This window comes from Providencia sp. PROV189 (assembly GCF_028480065.1).
Taxonomy (GTDB): Bacteria; Pseudomonadota; Gammaproteobacteria; order Enterobacterales; family Enterobacteriaceae; genus Providencia; species Providencia stuartii.
The window spans coordinates 205,826-229,899 of the sequence record NZ_JAMPOG010000004.1; the positions used below are offsets into that span (position 1 = coordinate 205,826).

Sequence of the window (24,074 nt, forward strand, 5' to 3'; positions counted from 1 at the left end):
TTAATTGAACTAAAAATCGGATTAATACTTAATCAACATTAAATAGCATTCAAAAAAATAACCCTCTATTCACGGAGAGGGTTATTTCTTTCAAATCGAGATAAGTTTAGTCAATCGCTATTTGGCAAATATCCCAGCTAAAAATAGCACGACGATCGCACCGATAACCGCAACAACAAAACTACCGAAATTGAAGCCGTCTACTTTACCTTTACCGAAGAAGGTACTGATGTAGCCACCCACAACAGACCCAACAATTCCGAGTACAATAGTCATGATAAAACCAATATGGTAAGTGCCTGGCATAATCCATTTAGCCAATACCCCTGCAATCAGACCAAAAATGACCCAAGAAATGACTCCCATCATCGACCTCCAAACGAATTAATACGGTAAAAATAGATTTTAACCATGTTAGTTTGCCATCTTATGACATACGATTTAAGTCAATTTAGCATGATTAAAAAAGCCATTAGCCCTTTAAGTTAAGAACTAATACTCTATTTTAGCAAATCATAAACAACCGAATGATTAAAATTCCATCATTTTTGCTGGCTTTTTTACTTCAGATTCGATCACTTCGGCGATCTGGCGAGCACTCTTTAGCGCTCGGATCAGAGAAAATAGTCTGTCTGCTTGCTGATATTCTTTACGTAAATAGCCTAACCATTGCTTGATACGTGCGGCATGGTAATTCCCCGTATCTCCTTGTTTTTCAAGCTCTGTATATTTTAATAGCAAGCTGCCGACGTGCTCCCAAGCCATTTTAGGCTGATTGCTTTTTATGACATGACTTAAATTAGGCGTATGCAGAGCGCCCCGCCCAATCATAATCGCATCACATCCCGTTATTGCTAGGCAGTGCTGAGCACTTTCATAATCCCACACCTCACCATTGGCAATTACAGGGATGGATAAGCGGCGGCGAATATCGCCAATAGCTTGCCAATTAATCTTTTCAGCTCGATAGCCATCTTCTTTGGTACGGCCATGCACCGTCAATTCCGTCGCTCCAGCCTGCTCCACGGCATCTGCGATTTCATGACAAAATTGGCTATTATCCCACCCTAACCTGACTTTAACAGAAACAGGTAGTTCCTCTGGAACAGCCTCTCGCATCGCCTTTGCGGCACGATAAATAAGCTCTGGTTGCTTTAGTAAAGTTGCACCACCCCCATGGCCATTCACGGTTTTAGAGGGGCATCCACAATTCAGATCTACCCCCCATGAACCCAGCGAAACTGCCCTATAGGCGTTTTCAGCTAACCACTGAGGGTGCTGCCCCAATAACTGAACGCGTACTAACGTACCTGATGGTGTCCGACTGCCATGACGCAATTCCGGACATAACCGATAAAACGTTTTTGCCGGTAAAAGGGTATCGACAACTCGTACAAACTCAGTAATACAGAGATCGTAATCATTGACCTCACTGAGTAAGGAGCGCACAAGCGAGTCAAGTACCCCCTCCATCGGGGCAAGTAACACACGCATTAGCCTTCACCGCGTCCCTGACGCACTTTTTTTTGTGCGCTTTTCCATGGTGAGGCTGATGCCGATTTATCTTTTGAGCTATCAGCACCAGTACGTTCGCGGCGCGGCTTCACAGACGTATTATGGCGTTTATTTGCACTACGCCTTTCATTATTACGCTGCGGCGCTTTTTGGATAGGTTCAGGTTTAATGGAAGGATCAGGCTCATAACCTTCTATCGCCATAACAGGAACCGGTTTTTTTAGTAGCTTTTCAATATCTTTTAGCAGCTTTAACTCATCAACACATACCAGTGAAACAGCCATTCCTGTTGCGTCTGCTCGCCCTGTACGACCAATACGGTGAACATAATCTTCCGCTACATTAGGCAGTTCAAAGTTAACAACATACGGCAATTGTTCGATATCTAAACCACGTGCCGCAATATCTGTCGCCACCAGTACTCGAACATCACCTGATTTAAAATCTGCTAATGCACGTGTACGCGCGCCTTGGCTCTTATTACCATGAATTGCCGCCGCTTTTACGCCATCTTTATTTAGATGTTCAGCAAGGCGGTTCGCACCATGTTTTGTGCGTGTAAAAACAAGAACTTGCTGCCAATTTTCACGGCCTATCATATAAGATAACAGCTCTGCTTTACGTTTCTTATCGACATGATGGACAAACTGGGTGACTTGCTCAGAAGCCGAGTTACGAGGAGCAACTTCGATCGTCACAGGTTTGTCCAGTAATTTATTCGCTAATTGTTTAATTTCATTAGAGAATGTAGCTGAAAACAGCAGGTTTTGACGTTTTTTAGGTAACTTACTGATCACACGGCGAATATCATGAATAAACCCCATATCAAGCATACGATCGGCTTCGTCCAAAACAAGGATCTCAACTTGAGATAAATTGACCGCATTTTGATGCTCTAGGTCGAGTAATCGCCCCGGCGTCGCAATCAAAATATCAACACCACCACGTAACTTCATCATTTGTGGGTTGATGCTGACACCACCAAACACGACAAATGAGCGGATCCTTAAATGACGGCTATATTCCTTAACATTCTCAGCGACTTGCGCAGCCAATTCACGTGTCGGCGTTAAGATCAATGCCCTAATCGGTTTGCGATCTTTTCCAATTCTAGGAGTCGAAATTAATTTTTGTAAAATGGGTAAGGTAAAACCCGCCGTTTTCCCTGTTCCTGTTTGAGCACTCGCTAAGAGGTCGTGACCATCAAGGACTGCTGGGATAGCTTGCTGTTGGATAGGCGTAGGGGCTTCGTAGCCTAACTCATTAATGGCGAGCAGAATTTCCTCGTTTAATGCGAGGTCTGAAAAACTAGTCAAATTAAATTACTCCGGACTTCACCACTCTGAATGATCAGAGGCAGTTCGAGGGGAAGGATTGTAGATGAAGAAAAGATGCAAACTGCCGTGCAATTGCGGGAAGTCTAACATTATTTGGCTCTAATAAGTATATTAATTTAGTTTAGAAAATAAATTAATACAAAATTACTCAAATATAGTATATATAACTATTACAAACTAGAATATGTCGTTTTCCGTCACTGAATTATGCAAAAAGCCGTGTAGAGCTTGTTAGGTTGATATTTAGTTTTGAATGTTTAAGGAAATTTCATGATTACAAACACACCGTCAACACATCGAGGAGAAAACGCCAGAGTGCAGTTGCTATGCTCAGCTGCAGATGTCTATGGTGAATTAGGTCTCGACGGAGCAACAACCCGCAAAATTGCTCAAGTTTCGGGGCAAAATATTGCCGCCATTTCCTATTATTTTGGTTCAAAAGAGGGGCTGTATCTCGCTGTAGCCCAATTGATTGCGAACACAATAAAAGAAAACTTTAGCGAGACAACCGCGGAAATTGATACATATCTTCGTCAAACCAATCCCCCTCCTGATGAGGCCATCAAACTCTTGCAAAAAGCATTAGTCGGTTATAATTACTTTCAGCTAGAAAAAAAGAACCTGAGTTTTTCTCGAATACTCGCTAGAGAGCAACTCAACCCAACCGAAGCCTATACCATTATTCATGAGCAGGCTCTCGGACCTATTTACACCAAATTAAACCGTCTTATTGCCATTTATATAGGCTCCGATCCCAACAGCCTAACCACCTTAATCCAAACCCATGCCATCTTAGGGGAAACGCTCTCGTTTCGTATCGCAAGAGAGACGTTACTTCGGCAAACTGGCTGGAAACATATCAATGAAGAGGAATATAAAATCATTAACCAAGTACTGATAGAGCACACCAATATCTTGTTGGAAGGATTGCGTCATCGCAAAGAGGCACAAAAGTGATATCATTAATCCATAAAAAACGGTTATAGATTATCGAACTATCTATTTTTAGACATGTAATCTACACGAAGAATAAGGTTAATTATGAACAATAAACGTCGTTCAATCTTTTTAATTCTTATTGTCATAGTAATCGGTCTCGCTGCAGGTGGTTATTATTGGTATCAATCACAGCAAGATAAAACATTAACTTTGTATGGTAATGTTGATGTACGAACCGTCAACCTTGGTTTTCGTGTTGGTGGGAAGCTCGCGTCTTTGAATGTTGATGAAGGCGCGCGCGTTACCCCCGGTCAAGCTTTAGGCCAGCTTGACCAAGCGCCTTATATCAACGCATTAAACAAAGCAAAGGGCGTTAGAGACAGTGCAAAAGCCCAGCTAGCTATGAAAGAAAAAGGCTATCGCACTCAAGAAATTGCACAAGTTGAAGCAGAGGTTGCCCAAAAACAAGCGGCATGGAAATACGCTGAAAGTTTTTACCAGCGCCAAAAAGGACTCGCAGCCTCCCATGTGATTTCTGCCAATGAGCTAGACAATGCAAAGACAAATCGAAATCAAGCACTTGCCGCATTAAAAGCCGCACAAGATAAACTAAACCAGTATCAAAGCGGTTTCCGTCAAGAAGAGATAGCGGCTGCACGAGGCGAATGGTTACAAGCTGAAGCGGCTGTTGCACAGGCAGAATTAGACTTAAAAGATACCGTATTAACAGCCCCCTCAGATGGAACCATCCTAACGCGAGCCATTGAGCCTGGCAGCATTGTCGGTGCTGGTAATACTGTATTTAGTGTCACTCTCACGACGCCTGTTTGGGTAAGGGCTTATGTCGATGAGCCTAATTTAGGGATGGCCGTTCCTGGTCGAGAAGTTTTGCTCTACACCGATAGCCGTCCAGATAACCCTTATCACGGTACCATTGGTTTTGTATCACCAACCGCTGAATTCACGCCAAAAAGCGTACAAACTCCGCAATTACGTACTGATCTTGTATATCGGCTACGCATCGTTGTCAGCGATCCTGATGAGGCACTACGCCAAGGCATGCCAGTTACCATCCGCTTTGCTGAAATTCAGTGATAAGAGTGCATGATGAGTAAGCACGATGACTGCATTCGTCTTCAAGGGGTTGAAAAAACATTTCAGGGTTTAGACTCCCCCGCAGTAGAGAGCTTAACGGCCGAGATCTATGGTGGCTCGGTAACGGGTTTAGTCGGCCCAGACGGTGCAGGCAAAACGACGTTAATGAGAATGCTTGCCGGTTTATTAAAACCTGATTCAGGCACAATCAGTCTAATGGGATTAGATCCGATTAAAGACAGCGTACAAGTGCATGCTAATTTAGGATATATGCCACAAAAATTTGGCTTATATGAAGATCTGACCGTCCAAGAAAATCTTGATTTATATGCTGATTTACGTGGCGTCCTCGGTGAAGAGAGAGAGAACATTTATCGTCAGTTGCTCACCTTTACTGATTTAACAAATTTTACAGGTCGACTTGCCGGTAAATTATCCGGCGGTATGAAACAAAAGCTAGGGTTAGCTTGCACACTGATTGGCAGACCAAAGGTGCTACTTTTAGACGAGCCTGGGGTTGGGGTTGATCCCATCGCACGACGCGAATTATGGCGAATGGTACACACTTTAGCCGATGAGGGGATGCTGATCCTTTGGAGTACCTCCTATCTTGATGAGGCCCAACAGTGCAAAAATGTTTTGCTCCTTAACCAAGGCCAATTGCTTTTTTCAGGGAAACCTCAAGATCTGACCCAAACTATGGTTGGTCGCTCCTATTTATTAGATGTTCCGGCCGCCAATAAACGTACAATATTGCAAAATGCCCTCGTTCTTCCGGAAACCAGCGATGGCGTGATCCAAGGGCGTTATATCCGCTTAATATTAAAGCCTAATGCGTCTAAAACGTCGCTACTTCACAATTTGCATATGCCTGATGGGAAGCTGATTGAGGCAGAGCCACGTTTTGAAGATGCTTTTATTGATCTCTTAGGTGGGGGGCCTTCCCATCGCTCAGAATTGGCGGCTATCATGCCGCAAATCCCTGCTAATCCAAGTGAAACCGTTATTGAAGCGCGTGATCTAACGAAAAAATTTGGTGATTTTGCCGCGACGGATAGCGTCAATTTTCAAGTAAAACGCGGTGAAATTTTTGGCTTACTCGGCCCCAATGGTGCGGGGAAGTCAACCACCTTTAAAATGATGTGTGGATTGATGAGACCAACCGAAGGTCACGCCTTAGTGTTAGGAATGGATTTAAAGACCAGCTCAGATAAAGCACGGCAACACCTCGGCTATATGGCACAAAAATTCTCGCTCTATAGCAATTTAAAGGTTGGGCAGAATCTCAAATTCTTTTCTGGTGTTTATGGTCTGCATGGTAAGCATCAAACACATAAAATAGCTGAAATGGTTGAGGCCTTTAATTTTAAGCCAATTATTAATCAAATAACTGATTCACTCCCTCTTGGCTTTAAACAACGCCTTGCCCTTGCCTGCTCCCTTATGCATGAGCCAGATATTTTATTTCTTGATGAACCGACATCGGGGGTCGACCCTCTCACTCGACGTGAGTTTTGGCTACATATCAACGGCATGGTCGATAGAGGCGTAACCGTCATGGTGACAACTCACTTTATGGATGAAGCAGAGTATTGTGATCGCATAGGATTAGTGTATCACGGCAAGATCATTGCCGCAGGTACACCAGATGAACTAAAACAGCAAGTCGCTAGTGAAAGTCATCCAAATCCATCAATGGAAGATGCTTTTATTGGGTTGATACTTGATTATGATAAACAGCGGGAGGAACAATGACCGCCAACGCGTCTCATTTTTCTTGGCGTAGACTCCGTGCATTATGCATTAAAGAAAGCAAACAAATCGTACGCGATCCCAGTAGTGCATTGATTGCCGTTGTGATCCCCCTAATGCTGTTATTTATTTTTGGTTATGGGATCAATTTGGATTCCAGTCAATTACGTGTTGGCATCTTGATGGATCAACAAAGCCATGAAGCACGCCAACTCGTCGATACATTTACAGGCTCCCCTTTTATTGACGCTACGGTTAGCGATAATCGGCAACAATTAATTGCAAAAATGCAAGCGGGCAAAATTCGCGGCATTATCGTTATCCCCGTGAACTTCTCAGCCCAATTGCTACGTCCTGAAGGGCATGCCGCCATACAAGTGATTACCGACGGCAGTGAGCCTAATACTGCGAACTTTGTACAAGCCTACACCAAAGGGATCTGGTATACGTGGTTGATACAACAAGGTGAAAATCGAGGCTATCCCACAGATCCCCTCATTGAGTTAAATATGCGTTATTGGTTCAATGAAGCTGCAATTAGTCAGCATTTCATTATACCCGGTGCCATTAGTATCATAATGACGGTAGTTGGAGCTATTTTGACATCACTGGTTGTTGCTCGTGAATGGGAGCGCGGCACAATGGAAGCCCTTCTCTCGACACAGATTACACGCACCGAATTGCTTTTATCCAAATTATTACCCTATCAAGTCTTAGGCTCCTTTGTGATGATCTTGTGTATGATTGTCACGACATCACTATTAAATATACCTTATCGAGGCTCACTCTTAGTGCTGTTTTTGATCACTAGCCTCTATTTAGCGACCGCTCTCGGAATGGGGCTATTGATTTCCACCATCACTCGCAATCAATTTAATGCCGCAATGGTCGCATTAAATGCGGCATTTTTGCCAGCAATTATGCTATCAGGCTTTATTTTTGAAATCTCAAGTATGCCAATATTTGTCCAAATCGTGACTTATTTCATTCCGGCGCGCTATTTTGTCAGCAGCTTACAAACGCTATTTCTGGCAGGCGATATCTATATTGTTTTGTTCACCAATCTGCTGTTACTTATCGCCTCCGCTATTTTATTTATTGGCTTAACGGCATGGAAAACACGCCGTCGTCTTGATTGATAAGGATGAAATATGTTTTACCGCCTATATACCTTGATCATGAAAGAACTACAGACGTTATTGCAGGAAAAGCAAACGCGGATCATTTTGCTCATGCCTGTTATTTTCCAAATGATCTTGTTTCCTTTGGCTGCAACCCTTGAGGTTACCAACACCACGATCGCCATTTTCGATCAAGATGGCGGGAAGCACTCTATCGAATTAACTCAACGATTAGCAAAAGCAGAAGCCTTTTCTCAAGTACGATTACTCAAAAATGAGCACGAGATCCGAGAAACACTGGATAACCGAGAAAGCTTATTAGTCGTACGCTTCGGGCAAAATTTTAGCGCTGACATCGATAGCCAGCACACCGCGAAGATGATGTTATTACTTGATGGACGTAACTCTAACAGCGCGCAAATTGCCGCTAACTATATTGAACAAATCGTATTACAATATCAAAGCGAGCTAACGGCAGGCCGCCCTTTAGCCAATAATAGCGAGTTAGTGGTTCGTAACTGGTATAACCCTAATCTGGAATATAAATGGTTTATCGTGCCATCACTGGTGGCATTAATCACGACCATTGGCGTACTGATTGTCACTTCCCTGTCGATTGCCCGAGAGGCCGAACAGGGAACCCTTGACCAATTACTTGTATCGCCGCTCACGACTTGGCAAATTTTTATCGGTAAAGCCGTACCCGCATTGATTATTGCCACCGCGCAAGCGACTTTAGTCTTAGTCATTGGTATCTTCTTTTACCAAATCCCCTTTGCAGGCTCCCTCACGCTATTTTATGCAACTATGGTGGTTTATGGCCTTTCACTAGTGGGTTTTGGATTATTAATATCGGCTTTGTGTTCAACCCAACAACAAGCATTTATCGGTGTATTTGTTTTTGTGATGCCCGCTATTTTGCTCTCAGGCTATATTTCTCCCGTTGAGAATATGCCCATTTGGTTGCAAGAAATTACCTTGATCAATCCAATCCGCCATTTCACTGAAATCACCAAACAGATTTACTTAAAAGATGCTGATTTTAGTGTTATTTGGCCGAGCCTATGGCCACTGCTCGTGATATCAGTCATTACCAGTACCTTTGCTTACTACCTCTTTCGGCAGAAAACAGCGTAGCAATTACCTATTAGTCACGACTATATTTTTTACTAAACAATAAAAAACCCTTGTCTGTTTGACCATGACAAGGGTTGATATTCTTTAAAAGCTATTGTGTATCTTAAATACACAATTTATACATGATTAACGGCGGTCGCCGAAAATACGTAGCAGCATTAAGAACAGGTTGATAAAGTCCAGATACAAGTTTAATGCACCTAGGATAGCGAGTTTACGCATGCTTTCTTTATCTTCCACATCAATTTGTGCACCCATCTCTTTCAGTTTCTGAGTATCATATGCGGTCAGGCCTGCAAAAATCAGAACACCTGCATAGGTGATCACCCAGTATAATGCTGAGCTTTTCATGAAAATATTGACAATAGAAGCGATAATTAGGCCAATAAGCGCCATAAACAGGAAGTTACCGATACCACTTAGGCTACGCTTTGTGGTGTAACCATAAACACTTAGTGCACCAAACATTGCCGCCGTGATAAAAAATGTTCCTGCTACCGATTCCATTGTATAAGCAGCTAAAACCACAGAAATTGTTAGCCCAGTAAGTACTGAGTAGAGCATAAACATGCCCGTTGCCATCATACCACTCATTCTTGGCAGTAAAAATGACAAACCAAGTACAAGTCCAAACTCAACAATGATTAAACCAAAAAACAGAACATTATTAGTCGCTATGGTATAAAATAAGCCACTATTCAGTGTGGACCAAGCAACAAAAGCAGTCAGTAACAGACCAACAGTCATCCAGCCATAAACCTGTGACATAAATGTCTGAATGCCGGCACTGCTGCGCTGGACAAGAGAATCATTACGTTGATCGAATCGATCCATGATGGTTACCCTTCGTACATTAGTAAGAAACGACCACAGCAACGTGCCGTAGCCAGACAAATTCCTACAAAGTTTATCATAAATTATTGACAATACCATTCAACAAACTTAAAACCATTGATTAGAATTTATGCCATGCCGCTGCTGACGGGCGTCTAAATACGCTAAAAATTATTTTAAATATAAATGAAATTTACTGATCACCAACGGTTTGCAGAAGCTTCATCGCTCTCTTTTGCCTCGACCCAACGTTCATTATCAGGCAATGTCTCTTTCTTCCAAAATGGTGCTTTGGTTTTTAAATAGTCCATAATAAATTCAGCCGCTTGAAAAGCAGCGCCACGATGAGCACTGGTCACACCCACAAAAACAATCTCTTCGCCCGGCTGTAAAGTACCTACTCGGTGGATCACACTAACTCGCTGTAGTGCCCAGCGTTGACGCGCTTCGACCACAATAGCGGCCAGCGCTTTCTCCGTCATTCCGGGATAATGTTCTAACGTTAATGCTGCAACGCTATCGCCTAAATTATGATTTCGGACTTTGCCTGTAAACGTTACGACCGCGCCATCGCTATCACATTCAGCAAGCCATTGATACTGCTCGCCTACACTAAAATTTTCTGTTTGTACCGCAATATGCGTATTTTCCATCTTAGCCCCCGGTCACCGGTGGGAAAAAGGCCACTTCGTCGCCATCTTCCAATGGATGATCTGTTGCTACAAAAGATTGGTTAACTGCCGCTAACAACTTGCCATCTTCTAAAGCTAAAGCCCACCGGTCACCACGTTGTGCCAATGCTTGACGCAATGCTTCAACATTTGAGTAATGTTCTGATAATTCGAGACGAGCTGTTCCCACCAATTCACGTACTTGAGCAAAAAAAAGTACCGTAATCATGCGTCCACCTTAAAATGACCAGATTTGCCACCTGTTTTTTCTAATAAGCGAACAGGCCCAATTACCATATCTTTTTGCACCGCTTTACACATATCATAAATGGTTAAAGCAGCTACTGAAGCGGCAGTTAATGCTTCCATTTCAACCCCTGTTTTTCCTGTCAATCGACAGCAGGACTCAATACGGACTTGGTTTTGCTCCGGCAATGCTTGCAACGTCACTTCAACTTTTGTTAGCAGCAACGGATGACATAACGGGATCAGCTCCCATGTTTTTTTCGCTGCTTGAATACCAGCAATACGTGCGGTCGCAAATACATCGCCTTTATGATGGCTCCCCTCAACAATCATCGCTAAGGTCTCTTTATTCATCGTGACAAATGCTTCGGCTCTCGCTTCACGGACTGTTTCAGCTTTTGCAGAAACATCCACCATATGCGCTTCACCCGACGCATTAATATGAGTCAGTTGGGACATATTTTCTCCTGAAAAATCAAAAATTCATTAACCGCCAATAACGGATAAATTCGGGGTGATGCCACTGTCGCCCATATGTAAAAAGTGCGTCTCTCGCTTAAATTGTAGACCACTTTGAATACGTGCTTTTAATGCTTCGTTTTGATTATCGTCACTTAACAAGTCACGTAGTGGGATACCATTTTCACCGAATAGGCACAGATGAAGATTCCCCAAAGAAGAAACGCGTAGTCGGTTACAACTTTGGCAGAAATCTTTTTCATAAGGCATGATAAGACCAATTTCCCCTTGGTAATCAGGGTGGCTAAAGACTTGGGCGGGGCCATCGCTACGAGAGCGTGGCACACTGTACCACCCCTCTTCAATAAGACGGTCGCGGATCGTTTCTCCCGAAATATGGAAACGATTAAAAAGGTCACTCCCTTCCCCCGTTTCCATTAATTCGATAAAGCGGAGTTGGATTGGACGATGTTTGATCCAATTTAAAAAGGATTTTAAAGCAATATCATTGACGTTTTTCATCAATACTGCGTTGACTTTGACCTTGTCGAATCCCGCTTCAAAGGCAGCATCAATGCCTTGCATCACTTGATAAAACTTGTCTTGCCCAGTAATTGCCGCAAATTGACGCGGGTCTAGGCTATCAACACTGACATTAATCGCTCCGAGTCCCGCCTCTTTCCATTTTTGTACATCACGAGCCATACGATAACCATTTGTCGTCACCGCAATTTTTTTGATCGCTTGATTTTCATGGATAGCGGCAATGATATCGGTAAAATCTTTACGCATGGTCGGCTCGCCGCCTGTGATGCGTACCTTTTCTGTGCCCAATTCTGCGAAAGCACGGCTAATGCGCTGAATTTCACTCAGTGAAAGGAATTCGTGACGACCACTTGGTTTATAACCATCGGGAAGGCAGTATGTGCAACGAAAGTTGCAAACATCTGTAATAGATAAACGGAGATAATAAAATTTCCGAGCAAATTGATCGACAAGCTGCTGCATAATGACACCTTTCCAAATACGGGAGATGCAGACATTTCTATCTTGCACCCTGGTGGCTCAGAGGCCACGGCCAAAGCATCATATTCGTTATCGCGAACTTAGACACAAAGGCTAGGAGTGATATTTATCAACAAGCCCACAAAGCCAGCATAGGTTAACAATCAAATTGCTCACTTTGTTCACTTAGTTTATGTGGGGATTTTAGCGTAAAAGAAAGGAAAAAGCGAATTTGAATTTCGATATATAATATATTATACAACGACTTAGGATTTAGTTATGCGTTTGTTAATTCAGTATAAATTTAATGTTCTAATTTGTATTATGTCACCTATTAAACCCAATATTAAGCGCATGTACAAAAAACATCCAGCCCCTATTTTTAATCGTTAATTAAGAGCAATCTTAGATTAGGTTTGCCCCAAATTTTGATCTTTTTTGGATAGTAAAAAACAGCCCTATGAGATAATTGCTGTTTAAACTGCCATCATTTTCAATTTTTATCTGTCAATGATGACGGTAAATGACCCCCAAACGGTGTTTTATGATAAATTAGCGCCGTTTTGTGATAGACGTGATAATCGCGTTTTAAATTGCATTTAACTGGCAATAACACTGTATAATAGCCTTGGCGCTGAAAAAATAACTGATATAGGAACACTATGCCGAATAGTAGTTTGACTGATTTTAGGCATGTTGTCGCCCTTGGCGGCGGACATGGGCTTGGTCGCGTAATGTCTTCGCTTTCCTCTTTAGGCTCTCGATTAACTGGAATTGTCACCACGACGGATAATGGTGGTTCTACTGGTCGTATTCGTCGAGCGGAAGGTGGGATTGCTTGGGGAGATATGCGCAACTGCCTCAATCAATTAATTACTGAGCCATCAATCGCATCGGCGATGTTTGAATACCGTTTTAGTGGCAACGGCGAACTTTCAGGCCATAATTTGGGTAATCTGATGCTAAAGTCATTAGATCACCTCAGTGTACGCCCTCTTGATGCCATTAATTTGATCCGCAATATGCTCAAAGTGGATGCCAAACTCATTCCTATGTCAGAATCTCCCGTCGACTTAATGGCGATTGATGAGATGGGTAATGAAGTGTATGGCGAGGTCAATGTTGATGCTCTGATTGAATTACCGAAAGAGTTACGACTCTACCCAACCGTAAAAGCCACAGCAGAAGCGATTGAAGCAATTCATCAAGCGGATTTAATTTTAATTGGTCCGGGTAGTTTCTTCACCAGCCTGATGCCACTGCTACTGTTGGAAGATATCACGGATGCTTTGCGCGAATGTAAAGCCCCGATGATCTATATCGGTAACCTAGGTAAAGAGCTAAGTACATCCGCAGCTAGCCTCACGTTACAAGAAAAGTTAACCATGATGGAGCAGCATATCGGCTGCAAAAAAATTGATGCCGTGATTGTTGGCCCTAGAACGAATATCGCGCCTATTCGCCATGAGCGGTTAGTCACTCAACGGGTGTTAGAGGCCGATGATATTCCTTATCGTCATGACCGTAAGCTACTCTTGCAAGCTATCGAAGAAACCGTGCGTTTGTTTTAAACCACCACGGGATATCACCACCAATCACGCCAAAGGTTAACAGCAAAAACTCACAGAGCCGTTAACCTTTGTAGCATCATGAATTAGCAATAAAACGCTCCCTTAGCTCTTGCAATTGATCCCTTACATTTGCCGCCGCTTCAAACTCTAAATCCTGAGCATGTTTATACATCTGCGCTTCAAGTTGCGAAATACGTTGCTCCAACTCTTTTGTTGATAATAATTGGATATCTTCACGTTTATCGATTTTGGCACTCTCTTTATTGCGACCTTTCGATTTGCCACCCACTTTGTGACCAATTTGCAAGATATCGCCAATTTTTTTGTTCAGGCCTTGCGGCACAATACCGTGTTGCTCATTAAAGGCTATCTGCTTAGCACGGCGGCGTTCCGTTTCTTTGATGGCCTTTTCCATTGAATTGGTGATTCTATCGCCATATAAAATTGCTTTACCATTAAGGTTACGCGCCGCACGACCAATTGTCTGAATGAGTGAACGTTCAGAGCGTAAAAAGCCTTCTTTATCGGCATCGAGAATAGCCACCAATGACACTTCTGGCATATCGAGACCCTCTCTCAGCAAGTTGATCCCCACCAGCACATCAAACTCACCTAAACGTAGGTCACGAATGATTTCAACCCGTTCTACCGTATCAATATCAGAGTGTAAATAACGAACCCGTTCACCATGCTCTTCAAGGTATTCCGTTAAATCTTCTGCCATTCGTTTTGTTAACGTTGTCACCAACACACGCTCGTTTTTCTGCGAACGAATACGAATTTCAGAAAGCAAATCATCAACTTGAGTGGCAACAGGCCGCACTTCAATCACAGGATCTAGCAAGCCTGTTGGTCGCACAACCTGCTCTATCACCTCTGAACCTGATTTTTCTATTTCATAATTACCCGGCGTCGCGGAAACATAGATAGTTTGTGGCGCAAGCGCCTCAAACTCTTCAAAACGTAATGGTCGATTATCAAGCGCAGACGGTAAACGGAATCCATACTCTACCAGTGTTTCTTTACGAGAGCGGTCACCTTTATACATCGCTCCGATCTGCGGGATAGTAACGTGCGACTCATCCACCACCAATAAACCATCAGCAGGTAGGTAATCAAACAGCGTCGGTGGCGGCTCTCCTGGCGCGCGACCAGACAAATAACGTGAATAGTTCTCAATACCTGAGCAATAACCCAGCTCATTCATCATTTCGAGATCAAATTGAGTACGTTGGGTGATACGTTGTTCTTCTAGCAATTTATTATTTTCGAGGAGCACCTTACGCCTATCCGCCAGTTCAACCTTAATTTGTTCCATCGCTTCTAAGATCCGCTCTCTCGGCGTCACATAGTGGGTTTTCGGATAAACTGTAAAGCGAGGAACACGATGCTGAATTTGCCCCGTTAATGGGTCGAACAAAGACAACCGTTCCACTTCTTCATCAAATAATTCGACACGTAACGCATATTCATCTGATTCTGCGGGGAAAATATCAATCACCTCGCCCCGTACGCGGAACGTACCTCGAGTAAAAGCTTGGTCGTTACGTGTATATTGCAGATCGGCTAAGCGCCGCAAAATAGCCCGCTGATCGATAATCATCCCATCGGTCAAATGCAGCATCATTTTTAAATAGCTATCAGGATCACCAAGACCATAAATAGCCGAAACAGAAGCCACAACTATCACATCACGCCGTTCAAGTAGTGCTTTTGTCGCTGACAGACGCATTTGCTCAATATGCTCGTTAACAGACGCATCTTTTTCGATAAAGGTATCTGAACTAGGCACATAGGCTTCTGGCTGATAATAATCATAATAAGAGACAAAGTATTCAACGGCATTGTCAGGGAAGAAGGCTTTCATCTCACTGTACAATTGTGCTGCCAACGTCTTATTGTGTGCCATTAACATGGTTGGGCGATTTTCTTTGGCGATGACATTGGCAATCGTAAAGGTTTTACCTGAGCCTGTTACCCCGAGTAAGGTTTGATGAGCAAGTCCATCTTCTAACCCTTCAGAAAGCTGACGAATTGCCTCGGGTTGATCCCCTCCAGGCTGAAAATCAGAATACAATTTAAATACTTTACTCATTACCCACGCCTCTTAACCGATCTCCCCCCTATGATACTGGATAAAAAACCAGCTTCAAGTGCTAAGTTTAAAAATTCTCCAGCAATTTTTTATTGTGGTTAAAACAAGGTTATCCCCAAAAATTTTTCTTGACCTAAAGTGATTTATATATTTTATGCTGATGCGACTTCTAGTCTTATCTCAAATAACAACCCATGTCTTGATTTTATTTAACTTATTGTATTTTAAAATTATTATTTATAAGTCTGAAATCACATCAAATAAAGGCAAAGCCGCTTGTCACCTTGGATTCGGTTGTTTTTTTAGATCTAATTCACAAGGTTATCCACAGAAATAGTGGATAACTCTGCAATCCCTTTCAGATAGTGCGTTTCCGTTCCACTCTAAAAACCACATAGCGCATATACATGACAAAAAAATGGCAATTCAGTGAAAATATTTTTACTCAGAATTTATCATAAAAACAGTATTTACTCTTTTTTAACGGATCCGAGTTGACAAAAATGACGGATTAACGATCCAAAATAGCCTTTTACACAGAATAAACAGGAACATAAAAAATTATCTAGTAAGATCCACTAGATAGGCACACTTTTCCGATCATAAATAACCAAACATTACACCCAATGTACCATGACTACGCCATCGTCCTTATCATTCGGTGTTAAAGGATATTTTTGCTGTTTAACAACGCTCAAGTTATAGCATCTACTTCAGGATATAAGATTATTGAATGCGCTCAGCCAGACGAGTCTGATAGTTATCGATACTCCCTGCCTATCTCCGTTTATTGCCTACCTGAATATTGAATTATTTAGAATATAAAAATTTAATATAGGGGCTTTACACACAAGTCCCTAATTAAGCCAAGTCGCCATGAAAAATGGGAAGGATGGCGTGAACTTGATGAATCAAGACATGTCATTTTATCGCTTGATAATTCAACGGAAGAGATAGGCGCAGGGTTACGTTTAGACTGAGCCGTTGCACAACAAAAGAGTTTTCGTTCAATACACCAGAGAGCGTGTTTATATTGAAAAACAAGCTCTCTGATAAAATAGACAATTAACCACTAAAAAATTAAATCGCTGTCACATCAACATACTGCCCTACATCGGCAAATTGTTCGGCATCTTGATGAGGAATGATACCAAGGCAAGGCGCATTGATCGAACGGTGCAATGTCTCTAAATATTCGGCCTGATAGGTTCCTGCTGGCTCGACTTCATTCGCCACCCACCCCACCAATTTTAGCCCTGCTTGGTTAATCGCTTGTGCGGTTAATAAGGCATGATTAATACAACCCAGTTTGATGCCAACCACCATAATCACTGGCAATTGTTGCTCAACCACCCAATCTGCATAACTTTGTTGTGCTGATAATGGCGTATACCAGCCGCCAGCACCTTCAACCAACACCCACTGCGCTTTTGACTGCAAATGTTTTAATCCGTTTGTCATCACTGAAAAATCAATTGGCAGCCCAACTTTTTCGCTAATAATATGTGGAGATGTTGGCGCTTCGAATACAATTGGATTCACTTCTTGGTAAGTTAACGGCAATGTGCTGTTTGTTTGTAAAAAAAGTGCATCACTGTTACGTAGCCCTTGTGCTGTTTGTTCGCTGCCTGAAGCAACCGGTTTATAACCCGCGGTTTGATAACCCAATTGTTTAGCCGCTTGCAGTAATGCGCAACTGACTACTGTTTTACCGACCTCAGTATCAGTGCCGGTCACAAAATAAGTTTTAGTCACGATAAATTATTCCAAATACAGTTTGATAAGTGAGCTCAAGACCGTTTGCTGACGTGGGATAAGCGCTCTCAAGTAGATGTAATCGCTGCCTTGTCATCAATCCACCACGCCGTCCTGCGGTGAGATGGGTCGCGCCAATGCCTTTCAATGAATTCAATAATCGAGCTAAATCCGGAAAATGTAGTGTATCGGTCTGAAGCAGCAATTGATGCTGCCATGGTTGGCAACTCGCGGTTATCTGTTCAAAACTTAAAAATTCATTCACATGCGAATAGCCATCTAACCTAGCCCAAGCTTGCGATAGCTCCGATAGAGAGCCTTTAGCAAGCGTGGTAAATACAATCACCCCACCATTTTTAGTCACTCGATGTAGTTCAGTCAGGGCCAGTGATAAGTCAGAGCACCATTGGATAGCCAAATTAGAAAAAACCACATTAAAAGTTTGGTCGGCAAAAGGCAGTGCTTCCATATCCGCACAGATATACTGTTCAGCCGCATTTTTTTGACGTGCAACCTCCAACATGCCGGACGATAAATCTAATGCGGTCACTTCAGCCCCTTGTGCTTTAATTATTTGGCTGAAAAAACCAGTGCCACAGCCAACATCAATCACTTTTTTAGCCGGTAAATTGACCCGTGCTGAAGCTAATAAATCCAGCAGTTGATGACCACTATTTTGTTGATAATAAGCTATCGAATCATAGCGTTTTGCTGCTTTACCAAAAGCCGAAGCGATTTTTTGTTTTTCATCACTTAATGGTAAAACCATTTAACGCCTCCAACAGTTGATCGATATCTTGTTGGTGATGAGCTGCACTCAAGGTAATGCGTAGCCGTGCACTGCCTGGTGGGACAGTCGGTGGACGTATCGCTTGTACCCATAGCCCTTTTTGTCGTAAATAATCAGAAAGCTGTAAGCTCACCTCATTATCACCCACAATGACGGGTTGAATTGCCATCTGTGAATCAGCTAATTGCAGATCACTAAATTGACTATTTTTTCTGAAATATTCAATATGTTGATTAAGCCGTTCCCTTGCATCATCGGCTGTACGGATCTGCTGTAACGCTGCTGATAGCGCAACTGCCTGAGCTGGTGGCATTGAGGTACTATAAATAAGGTGGCGAGCCGCTTGAATAAAGTAATCTGCGGTTGCTTCATCACACAGAACGGCAGCGCCACTCAAACCAAATGCTTTACCGAAGGTGACAATCAGTAATTCAGGTTTAATACCATGCACATCACAACTACCACGCCCTTCTCGCCCTCTCACGCCAATACCATGGGCATCATCGACCATTAACCAAGCGTGATGTTGTTCCGCGAGCTGTTTTAATTCCGCTAAAGGCGCACTGTCACCATCCATGCTAAACACCCCTTCGCTAATCACGAGTGTCTTTGCATCTAAAGTGCTGGTGAGCAATTTTTGTAATGATGCAGGGCTATTGTGAGCAAATCGCCGTAAATTAGCTTTTGAAAGCATTGATGCCTCTAAAATCGAAGCATGACTAAGTTTATCGGCTAAAATGCGATCCCCTTGCCCCATTAAAGCGGTGATCACCGCTTGATTCGCCGCAAAACCAGAAATAAATAATAGTGCCCTTGGATATCCCAACCATGCAGATAGCGCGTTTTCCAAATCATAATGGGCGCGAGTAAAACCAGTAATGTGCCCTGAACCGCCACTGCCGGTGCCATATAATGTGGCGCCTTGCTGCCAAGCCTCGACGACCTTGGGGTGATGGCTTAACCCTAAGTAATCATTTCCTGAAAAATTCAGGTAATTTTCCCCGTTAATTCGCAACTCACGACCTGTGCTGTAATCAATACAGGTTCTTTTACGCCAAGCCGCATTTTGTTTACGCTGCTCGAGTTGCGCTTGAATAAATGTTTGCCAACTCATTAGACAGCCGCGTTATAGAACTGTGAATTATCGGCTGTCAAAATAGACTCCGCTAATTGTGCCGCTTGTTGATTATCCCCTTCGCTCACTTCAATACGCTCTGGGTTAATATTCAATTTTTTAAACAAGGAGATATCTTTATTTTCATTCGGATTAGGAGCGGTTAACAGCTTACAACCATAAAATACGGAATTAGCGCCTGCCATAAAACAGAGTGCTTGGGTTTGCTCGTTCATATATTCGCGACCCGCCGATAAACGGACGTAAGAGGTCGGCATCATAATACGTGCTACTGCAATAGTTCGAATGAAATCAAAAGGATCGACATCTTCATTATCCGCCATCGGGGTGCCTTCCATTTTCATCAGCATATTGATCGGTACACTTTCTGGCGGTTTAGGTAAATTCGCAAGTTGAACCAACAGCGCTGCTCGATCGCTGATTTTTTCCCCTAAACCAAGAATCCCTCCAGAGCACACTTTGATACCCGCATTCCGCACATTATCCAATGTGTCTAAGCGGTCTTGATAAGTTCTGGTGGTAATGATGTTGCCATAGTATTCAGGGGAGGTATCAAGATTATGGTTGTAGTAATCAAGCCCCGCTTCGGCAAGGCGCTGAGCTTGGCTATCGTCAATCATTCCCAGTGTCATGCAGGTTTCCATGCCTAGCGATTTCACCTCTCGCACCATCATTTCGAGATAAGGCATATCGCGCTCACGAGGATTACGCCAAGCGGCTCCCATACAAAAACGCGTTGAGCCTGCTTGCTTCGCTTTTTTTGCAGATTCAAGAACTTGCTGAACTTCCATTAAACGTTCAGTTTCTAATCCGGTTTTATAACGAGCACTTTGTGCACAATATTTGCAATCTTCTGGACATGCCCCTGTTTTGATTGAAAGCAAAGTGCTGACCTGTACTTGCTGTGGGTCAAAATGCTGTCGATGAACTTGCTGAGCTTGGAACAAAAGCTCAAAGAAAGGCATAGAGAACAATTCATTAGCCTGTTTAGTTGTCCACTTTTTTAATTCGCTCACGGCAGATCTCCATCATAAAAAGTCGTTGCCAGTTTAAATATTGTGGTTATCATGTCAACCAAATTCATTTAAATAAGTTGACAACAAAGTAAAATGGACAGTTCTGATATTGCATTCGATGCCAAGCATATCTGGCATCCCTACACCTCGATGAGCCACCCGATCCCCGCCTATCCCATCGTTGAGGCTAAAGGCGCAGAGTTGATTATGGCTGATGGAAAAACACTTGTTGATGGAATGTCTTCTTGGTGGGCGGCGATCCACGGCTACAATCATCCCGTTCTCAATCAAGCCGCTACTGAGCAGCTACAAAAAATGTCTCATGTCATGTTTGGTGGCATCACTCACCCTTCCGCAGTGAATTTGTGCCGTCAACTCGTTGAGATCACTCCAGCGCCTTTAGAGTGTATTTTTCTTGCCGATTCAGGATCGGTGGCTGTGGAAGTGTCACTAAAGATGGCACTCCAGTATTGGCAGGCCAGAGGGGAAAAGCGCCAACGTATTTTAACTTTACGCCATGGTTATCATGGGGATACTTTTGGTGCGATGGCAGTATGTGATCCTGATAATTCAATGCATGGCCTATACAAAGGTTATCTACCTCCTCATATTTTTGTTGAGGCTCCACAATGTGGTTTTCATGATGAATGGAACAGTGATGATTTATTACCAATTAAGCAGGAACTTGCAGCAAAACATCGCGAAATTGCAGCAATTATACTCGAACCTATCGTACAAGGTGCGGGTGGAATGCGTATTTATCACCCCGAGTACCTAAAAGGCGTTCGTGAGCTTTGTGATCACTATGGCATATTACTGATAGCCGATGAAATCGCGACAGGATTTGGGCGCACAGGCCAATTATTTGCTTGTGACCATGCGGCTATTTCACCGGATATTATGTGCTTAGGCAAAGCCCTCACGGGGGGATATATGACACTATCAGCCACCTTAACAACGCGTCATGTTGCCGAAACGATTAGTAATGGCGAAGCGGGCTGTTTCATGCATGGGCCAACCTTTATGGGGAACCCATTAGCGTGCGCCGTCGCCAACGCAAGCCTAAAATTATTGCTTGAAAGCCCATGGCAACATACTGTCGCCAAGATTGAGCAGCAGCTCTTAGCTGAATTAGCACCTTTGTCCTCCCACGCAAGCGTCAAGCAGGTGCGCGTTTTAGGGGCGATTGGCGTGATTGAGATGCAGCAGCCAGTCAATACCGCTGAATTACAAAAAAAGTTTGTTGAGCAAGGGGTTTGGGTAAGGCCATTTGGTCGGCTGATTTATGTTATGCCACCTTACATTATTTCACCGGAACAACTGAGTAAAGTGACAAGTGCAATGAGAAACGTGATTGAGGGGTAAAGATCCCCTCAGTGCTTTGAGGAGATCTTAGTTTAGCAATTAACGCGCTAATACCGTCACCCACATTGGACCTTTGCCCACTGGGTAGCGACCAATCTGGGTGAGTTTACCTGTAATCGGGTCAATTTCTGAAACAGAAATACTGTCAGATTTTTGCCCGCTAGAAATCAAGAAGCGCCCTGTTGCATCAAGGTTAAAGCCCCTAGGCTGAGCTTCTGTTGGATAAATCCCTTCTAGGGTCAACTCGCGGCCATCATCAGATACTCGGAAATGGCTAATATAGCTATCTGAACGCTCACTCGCATACAGATGACGTCCATCAGGCGTGATATGAATATCTGCCGCCCAACGTTGGCTTTCACGACCTTCCGGGTATACGTTAATATGCTGAACTTGGCGATAGCGAGTAAATTTATGGTAAACGTTAATGGTTGAATCCAACTCATTAACACAATAAATAACTTTGTGCTGTGGATGGAATGCAAGGTGGCGGGGGCCTGCGCCTTTTGCTGAACTGATTTGATCAGCAGAAGCTTCGGTTAAATGACCATCGTCATGCAGATCAAATAAGCGAATATGATCTTCCCCCAAACACGGCACCCATAATTGTTGATTGTCAGCATCAACATGTGAAGAGTGTGGGTTTCGTAGCCCTTCGATCACTTGGCTCGCGGTTTGTGGTACACCTTCTTGGTTGATAGGTAAGACAGCCAAATTATGTTGATGGTATGACGGCACAAACAAATACTTACCAGTGTTATCTAATGATAAATGTACCGGTGTACTTGGAATTGCCGTCTCAGCTTTTAGTCTGAGAGTGCCCTTATCTTCAATTTGATAAGTGATTACTCGAAAATTGGGTCGGACACCAATATAAAGGTGCTTTTTATCATGGCTTAATACCATTGGCTGTACTTGGCCTGGTGTTGTCACCGTCTGTAATAACGTCAGTTCACCGGCTTCGTTCATAGACCAAACGTGGATCTGATGGCTTTCGGGGCTAGCAATATAGACAACCTGATTCATCCTGTCTCCTTATGATTCATGATAAAAATATCTTCTTCCATTATGACGGTTAATCTCAGGATAGACTAGCGAATAACAAGCAATCCCCCTCTTTTCAATACATCGCGCCACTAAATTATCTCAAAATGATTAAAACAACAGATTACCAATAACCTGACTCGATTCATTCTGCGCCACTTTAGTTAATCTGCAATATCCGCTAAGATGATAAAATTATTTTAGCACTGGATTATTATCAGGCTAACAGATCCCTTTCTGTTTAGCTGACAACGACAAAAACCATCATATGGCCACTCATTAAGGCATATGTAACCTCAAATCACGTGGAGCCGTTTATGTCATACCGCGTTATTGCGCTCGATCTTGATGGAACACTGCTTGATCCTCAAAAGAAAATTTTGCCCGAATCACTTGCTGCATTAAATGAAGCACGTCGCCAAGGCGTTAAAGTGTTGATTGTGACAGGGCGCCATCATGTTGCCATTCATCCTTTCTACCAAGAGCTTAACCTTGATACCCCTGCAATTTGCTGCAATGGTACTTATCTTTATGATTATTTAGGTAAAAAAGTTCTTTCTTCAGACCCTATGACACTCGAATCAGCAACACAAATGATTGAAAGGCTGCGTGGCACCGATATTCAACATTTAATGTATGTTGATGATGCCATGCTATACAACGCACCGACAGAAGGGATCAAAAGGACGCTAAGTTGGGCAGAAACCCTGCCAGTGGCTCAACGTCCTAATATTCAGTTTGTCGAAAACTATGCTGATGTCTTACATGATTATCAATCTATTTGGAAATTTGCCGTCAGTTCAGAAAATATCGATCAGCTCAAAGAGGTTGTTCGCGGTATTGAAGATGATTTTGGCTTGGAATGTGAATGGTCATGGGCTGATCAAGTCGACGTCGGCCGCAAAGGAAACAGCAAAGGCCAACGACTAAAACAGTGGGTTGAATCACAGGGTATGACCATGAATGATGTGGTTGCTTTTGGTGATAACTTTAACGATTTAAGCATGTTAACAACGGCTGGACTAGGTGTTGCTATGGGCCAAGCGGTCGATGAAATCAAACAACAAGCAAAACTGGTTACACGTGATAACACCCAACCGGGTATCGCTGAAGTGATCCATAAATACGTATTGTAATTTTATCTATTAGGGGGCCAATAATAAGCCCCCTAATTAACTCATTTTGCTACTTT

At 43.0% G+C, this 24,074-nt stretch carries 23 protein-coding genes and 1 riboswitch; of the genes, 9 read left to right on the forward strand and 14 right to left on the reverse strand.

Going from position 1 to position 24,074, the window contains the following annotated elements; translation table 11 throughout:
* Positions 1 to 117: 117 nt before the first annotated feature.
* From PR833_RS03290 to rhlE, 3 genes are all read right to left on the reverse strand, one after another.
* Complete coding sequence (locus PR833_RS03290; protein ID WP_014657779.1) at positions 118 to 366, reverse strand: GlsB/YeaQ/YmgE family stress response membrane protein; 249 nt, start codon at positions 364 to 366, stop codon at positions 118 to 120.
* Positions 367 to 531: 165 nt separating this feature from the next.
* A complete protein-coding gene (gene dusC / locus PR833_RS03295) occupies positions 532 to 1,494 on the reverse strand; it encodes a tRNA dihydrouridine(16) synthase DusC (RefSeq protein ID WP_004917859.1) in 963 nt (320 codons plus the stop codon).
* On the reverse strand, positions 1,494 to 2,831 hold the full coding sequence (gene rhlE, locus PR833_RS03300) for an ATP-dependent RNA helicase RhlE (protein ID WP_014657777.1): 1,338 nt from the start codon (positions 2,829 to 2,831) through the stop codon (positions 1,494 to 1,496). Before rhlE ends, dusC begins: the two co-directional genes overlap by 1 nt.
* Positions 2,832 to 3,122: 291 nt before the next feature.
* Here rhlE and cecR point away from each other — a divergent pair, with 291 nt between their 5' ends.
* The 5 genes from cecR to PR833_RS03325 all read left to right on the forward strand — a co-directional run bounded on the left by cecR (position 3,123) and on the right by PR833_RS03325 (position 8,896).
* Positions 3,123 to 3,809: a transcriptional regulator CecR gene (gene cecR / locus PR833_RS03305; protein WP_004917856.1), complete on the forward strand. Its 687-nt coding sequence runs from the start codon at positions 3,123 to 3,125 to the stop codon at positions 3,807 to 3,809.
* An 84-nt stretch (positions 3,810 to 3,893) separates the two neighbouring features.
* On the forward strand, positions 3,894 to 4,886 hold the full coding sequence (hlyD, locus tag PR833_RS03310) for a secretion protein HlyD (protein WP_004917855.1): 993 nt from the start codon (positions 3,894 to 3,896) through the stop codon (positions 4,884 to 4,886).
* A 12-nt stretch (positions 4,887 to 4,898) separates the two neighbouring features.
* Positions 4,899 to 6,641: an ATP-binding cassette domain-containing protein gene (locus PR833_RS03315; protein ID WP_088498621.1), complete on the forward strand. Its 1,743-nt coding sequence runs from the start codon at positions 4,899 to 4,901 to the stop codon at positions 6,639 to 6,641.
* Complete coding sequence (locus PR833_RS03320; RefSeq protein ID WP_004917851.1) at positions 6,638 to 7,777, forward strand: ABC transporter permease; 1,140 nt, start codon at positions 6,638 to 6,640, stop codon at positions 7,775 to 7,777. The genes PR833_RS03315 and PR833_RS03320 overlap by 4 nt, the downstream gene beginning before the upstream one ends.
* A gap of 12 nt (positions 7,778 to 7,789) precedes the next feature.
* Complete coding sequence (locus PR833_RS03325) at positions 7,790 to 8,896, forward strand: ABC transporter permease (RefSeq protein ID WP_272525878.1); 1,107 nt, start codon at positions 7,790 to 7,792, stop codon at positions 8,894 to 8,896.
* A gap of 126 nt (positions 8,897 to 9,022) precedes the next feature.
* Here PR833_RS03325 and PR833_RS03330 read toward each other — a convergent pair whose 3' ends face one another.
* From PR833_RS03330 to moaA, 5 genes are all read right to left on the reverse strand, one after another.
* Positions 9,023 to 9,730, reverse strand: a complete 708-nt coding sequence (locus PR833_RS03330; protein ID WP_004917846.1) for a Bax inhibitor-1/YccA family protein — start codon at positions 9,728 to 9,730, stop codon at positions 9,023 to 9,025.
* A gap of 200 nt (positions 9,731 to 9,930) precedes the next feature.
* A complete protein-coding gene (gene moaE / locus PR833_RS03335) occupies positions 9,931 to 10,383 on the reverse strand; it encodes a molybdopterin synthase catalytic subunit MoaE (RefSeq protein WP_004917845.1) in 453 nt (150 codons plus the stop codon).
* A gap of 1 nt (position 10,384) precedes the next feature.
* Positions 10,385 to 10,630 carry a molybdopterin synthase sulfur carrier subunit gene (moaD, locus tag PR833_RS03340; protein WP_004917843.1) on the reverse strand — a complete coding sequence of 82 codons (246 nt, stop codon included), beginning with the start codon at positions 10,628 to 10,630 and terminating at the stop codon, positions 10,385 to 10,387.
* Positions 10,627 to 11,106 (reverse strand): cyclic pyranopterin monophosphate synthase MoaC, encoded by a 480-nt coding sequence (gene moaC, locus PR833_RS03345; protein ID WP_004917841.1) that lies wholly within the window; start codon positions 11,104 to 11,106, stop codon positions 10,627 to 10,629. Before moaC ends, moaD begins: the two co-directional genes overlap by 4 nt.
* Positions 11,107 to 11,133: 27 nt before the next feature.
* Complete coding sequence (gene moaA / locus PR833_RS03350) at positions 11,134 to 12,114, reverse strand: GTP 3',8-cyclase MoaA (protein ID WP_014657771.1); 981 nt, start codon at positions 12,112 to 12,114, stop codon at positions 11,134 to 11,136.
* Positions 12,104 to 12,244, reverse strand: a riboswitch (molybdenum cofactor riboswitch). It overlaps the preceding gene by 11 nt.
* Positions 12,245 to 12,773: 529 nt before the next feature.
* Between moaA and yvcK the strand changes: the two genes are divergently transcribed.
* Complete coding sequence (yvcK, locus tag PR833_RS03355) at positions 12,774 to 13,682, forward strand: uridine diphosphate-N-acetylglucosamine-binding protein YvcK (protein ID WP_004917836.1); 909 nt, start codon at positions 12,774 to 12,776, stop codon at positions 13,680 to 13,682.
* Between the two features lie 76 nt (positions 13,683 to 13,758).
* Here the strand turns inward: yvcK and uvrB are convergent, their stop codons facing one another.
* Positions 13,759 to 15,777, reverse strand: a complete 2,019-nt coding sequence (gene uvrB / locus PR833_RS03360) for an excinuclease ABC subunit UvrB (RefSeq protein ID WP_004917833.1) — start codon at positions 15,775 to 15,777, stop codon at positions 13,759 to 13,761.
* 860 nt (positions 15,778 to 16,637) lie between these two features.
* On the opposite strand from uvrB, the gene PR833_RS03365 reads away from it, so the two are divergent.
* The gene (locus tag PR833_RS03365; RefSeq protein ID WP_080728275.1) at positions 16,638 to 16,757 is read left to right on the forward strand and encodes a contact-dependent growth inhibition system immunity protein; all 120 of its coding nucleotides are present in this window, start codon (positions 16,638 to 16,640) and stop codon (positions 16,755 to 16,757) included.
* Between the two features lie 100 nt (positions 16,758 to 16,857).
* Here the strand turns inward: PR833_RS03365 and bioD are convergent, their stop codons facing one another.
* From bioD to bioB, 4 genes are read right to left on the reverse strand one after another with little or no spacing between them, the layout of a single operon-like run.
* Entirely contained in the window at positions 16,858 to 17,532 is a 675-nt protein-coding gene (gene bioD, locus PR833_RS03370) for a dethiobiotin synthase (RefSeq protein ID WP_040132926.1), read from the reverse strand.
* The gene (gene bioC, locus PR833_RS03375; protein WP_272525879.1) at positions 17,525 to 18,301 is read right to left on the reverse strand and encodes a malonyl-ACP O-methyltransferase BioC; all 777 of its coding nucleotides are present in this window, start codon (positions 18,299 to 18,301) and stop codon (positions 17,525 to 17,527) included. Before bioC ends, bioD begins: the two co-directional genes overlap by 8 nt.
* Positions 18,282 to 19,436, reverse strand: coding sequence for an 8-amino-7-oxononanoate synthase (bioF, locus tag PR833_RS03380; protein ID WP_061064302.1), 1,155 nt, complete (start codon positions 19,434 to 19,436; stop codon positions 18,282 to 18,284). The genes bioC and bioF overlap by 20 nt, the downstream gene beginning before the upstream one ends.
* Complete coding sequence (gene bioB / locus PR833_RS03385; RefSeq protein WP_004917825.1) at positions 19,436 to 20,473, reverse strand: biotin synthase BioB; 1,038 nt, start codon at positions 20,471 to 20,473, stop codon at positions 19,436 to 19,438. Before bioB ends, bioF begins: the two co-directional genes overlap by 1 nt.
* A gap of 93 nt (positions 20,474 to 20,566) precedes the next feature.
* Here bioB and bioA point away from each other — a divergent pair, with 93 nt between their 5' ends.
* A complete protein-coding gene (bioA, locus tag PR833_RS03390; RefSeq protein ID WP_040132924.1) occupies positions 20,567 to 21,838 on the forward strand; it encodes an adenosylmethionine--8-amino-7-oxononanoate transaminase in 1,272 nt (423 codons plus the stop codon).
* Positions 21,839 to 21,877: 39 nt separating this feature from the next.
* Here bioA and pgl read toward each other — a convergent pair whose 3' ends face one another.
* The gene (gene pgl, locus PR833_RS03395) at positions 21,878 to 22,864 is read right to left on the reverse strand and encodes a 6-phosphogluconolactonase (protein WP_072502924.1); all 987 of its coding nucleotides are present in this window, start codon (positions 22,862 to 22,864) and stop codon (positions 21,878 to 21,880) included.
* 335 nt (positions 22,865 to 23,199) lie between these two features.
* Here pgl and PR833_RS03400 point away from each other — a divergent pair, with 335 nt between their 5' ends.
* On the forward strand, positions 23,200 to 24,018 hold the full coding sequence (locus PR833_RS03400; RefSeq protein WP_004917819.1) for a pyridoxal phosphatase: 819 nt from the start codon (positions 23,200 to 23,202) through the stop codon (positions 24,016 to 24,018).
* Positions 24,019 to 24,074: the final 56 nt, after the last annotated feature.

Coding starts and splice junctions, on each gene's coding strand:
- uvrB (WP_004917833.1), bottom strand. CDS start 15,777: ATGAGTAAAGTATTTAAATTGTATTCTGATTTTCAGCCTGGAGGGGAT.
- moaD (WP_004917843.1), bottom strand. CDS start 10,630: ATGATTACGGTACTTTTTTTTGCTCAAGTACGTGAATTGGTGGGAACA.
- pgl (WP_072502924.1), bottom strand. CDS start 22,864: ATGAATCAGGTTGTCTATATTGCTAGCCCCGAAAGCCATCAGATCCAC.
- moaA (WP_014657771.1), bottom strand. CDS start 12,114: ATGCAGCAGCTTGTCGATCAATTTGCTCGGAAATTTTATTATCTCCGT.
- PR833_RS03320 (WP_004917851.1), top strand. CDS start 6,638: ATGACCGCCAACGCGTCTCATTTTTCTTGGCGTAGACTCCGTGCATTA.
- moaE (WP_004917845.1), bottom strand. CDS start 10,383: ATGGAAAATACGCATATTGCGGTACAAACAGAAAATTTTAGTGTAGGC.
- bioC (WP_272525879.1), bottom strand. CDS start 18,301: ATGGTTTTACCATTAAGTGATGAAAAACAAAAAATCGCTTCGGCTTTT.
- dusC (WP_004917859.1), bottom strand. CDS start 1,494: ATGCGTGTGTTACTTGCCCCGATGGAGGGGGTACTTGACTCGCTTGTG.
- bioF (WP_061064302.1), bottom strand. CDS start 19,436: ATGAGTTGGCAAACATTTATTCAAGCGCAACTCGAGCAGCGTAAACAA.
- PR833_RS03315 (WP_088498621.1), top strand. CDS start 4,899: ATGAGTAAGCACGATGACTGCATTCGTCTTCAAGGGGTTGAAAAAACA.
- PR833_RS03330 (WP_004917846.1), bottom strand. CDS start 9,730: ATGGATCGATTCGATCAACGTAATGATTCTCTTGTCCAGCGCAGCAGT.
- hlyD (WP_004917855.1), top strand. CDS start 3,894: ATGAACAATAAACGTCGTTCAATCTTTTTAATTCTTATTGTCATAGTA.
- PR833_RS03290 (WP_014657779.1), bottom strand. CDS start 366: ATGGGAGTCATTTCTTGGGTCATTTTTGGTCTGATTGCAGGGGTATTG.
- bioA (WP_040132924.1), top strand. CDS start 20,567: ATGGACAGTTCTGATATTGCATTCGATGCCAAGCATATCTGGCATCCC.
- PR833_RS03325 (WP_272525878.1), top strand. CDS start 7,790: ATGTTTTACCGCCTATATACCTTGATCATGAAAGAACTACAGACGTTA.
- PR833_RS03400 (WP_004917819.1), top strand. CDS start 23,200: ATGTCATACCGCGTTATTGCGCTCGATCTTGATGGAACACTGCTTGAT.
- cecR (WP_004917856.1), top strand. CDS start 3,123: ATGATTACAAACACACCGTCAACACATCGAGGAGAAAACGCCAGAGTG.
- yvcK (WP_004917836.1), top strand. CDS start 12,774: ATGCCGAATAGTAGTTTGACTGATTTTAGGCATGTTGTCGCCCTTGGC.
- moaC (WP_004917841.1), bottom strand. CDS start 11,106: ATGTCCCAACTGACTCATATTAATGCGTCGGGTGAAGCGCATATGGTG.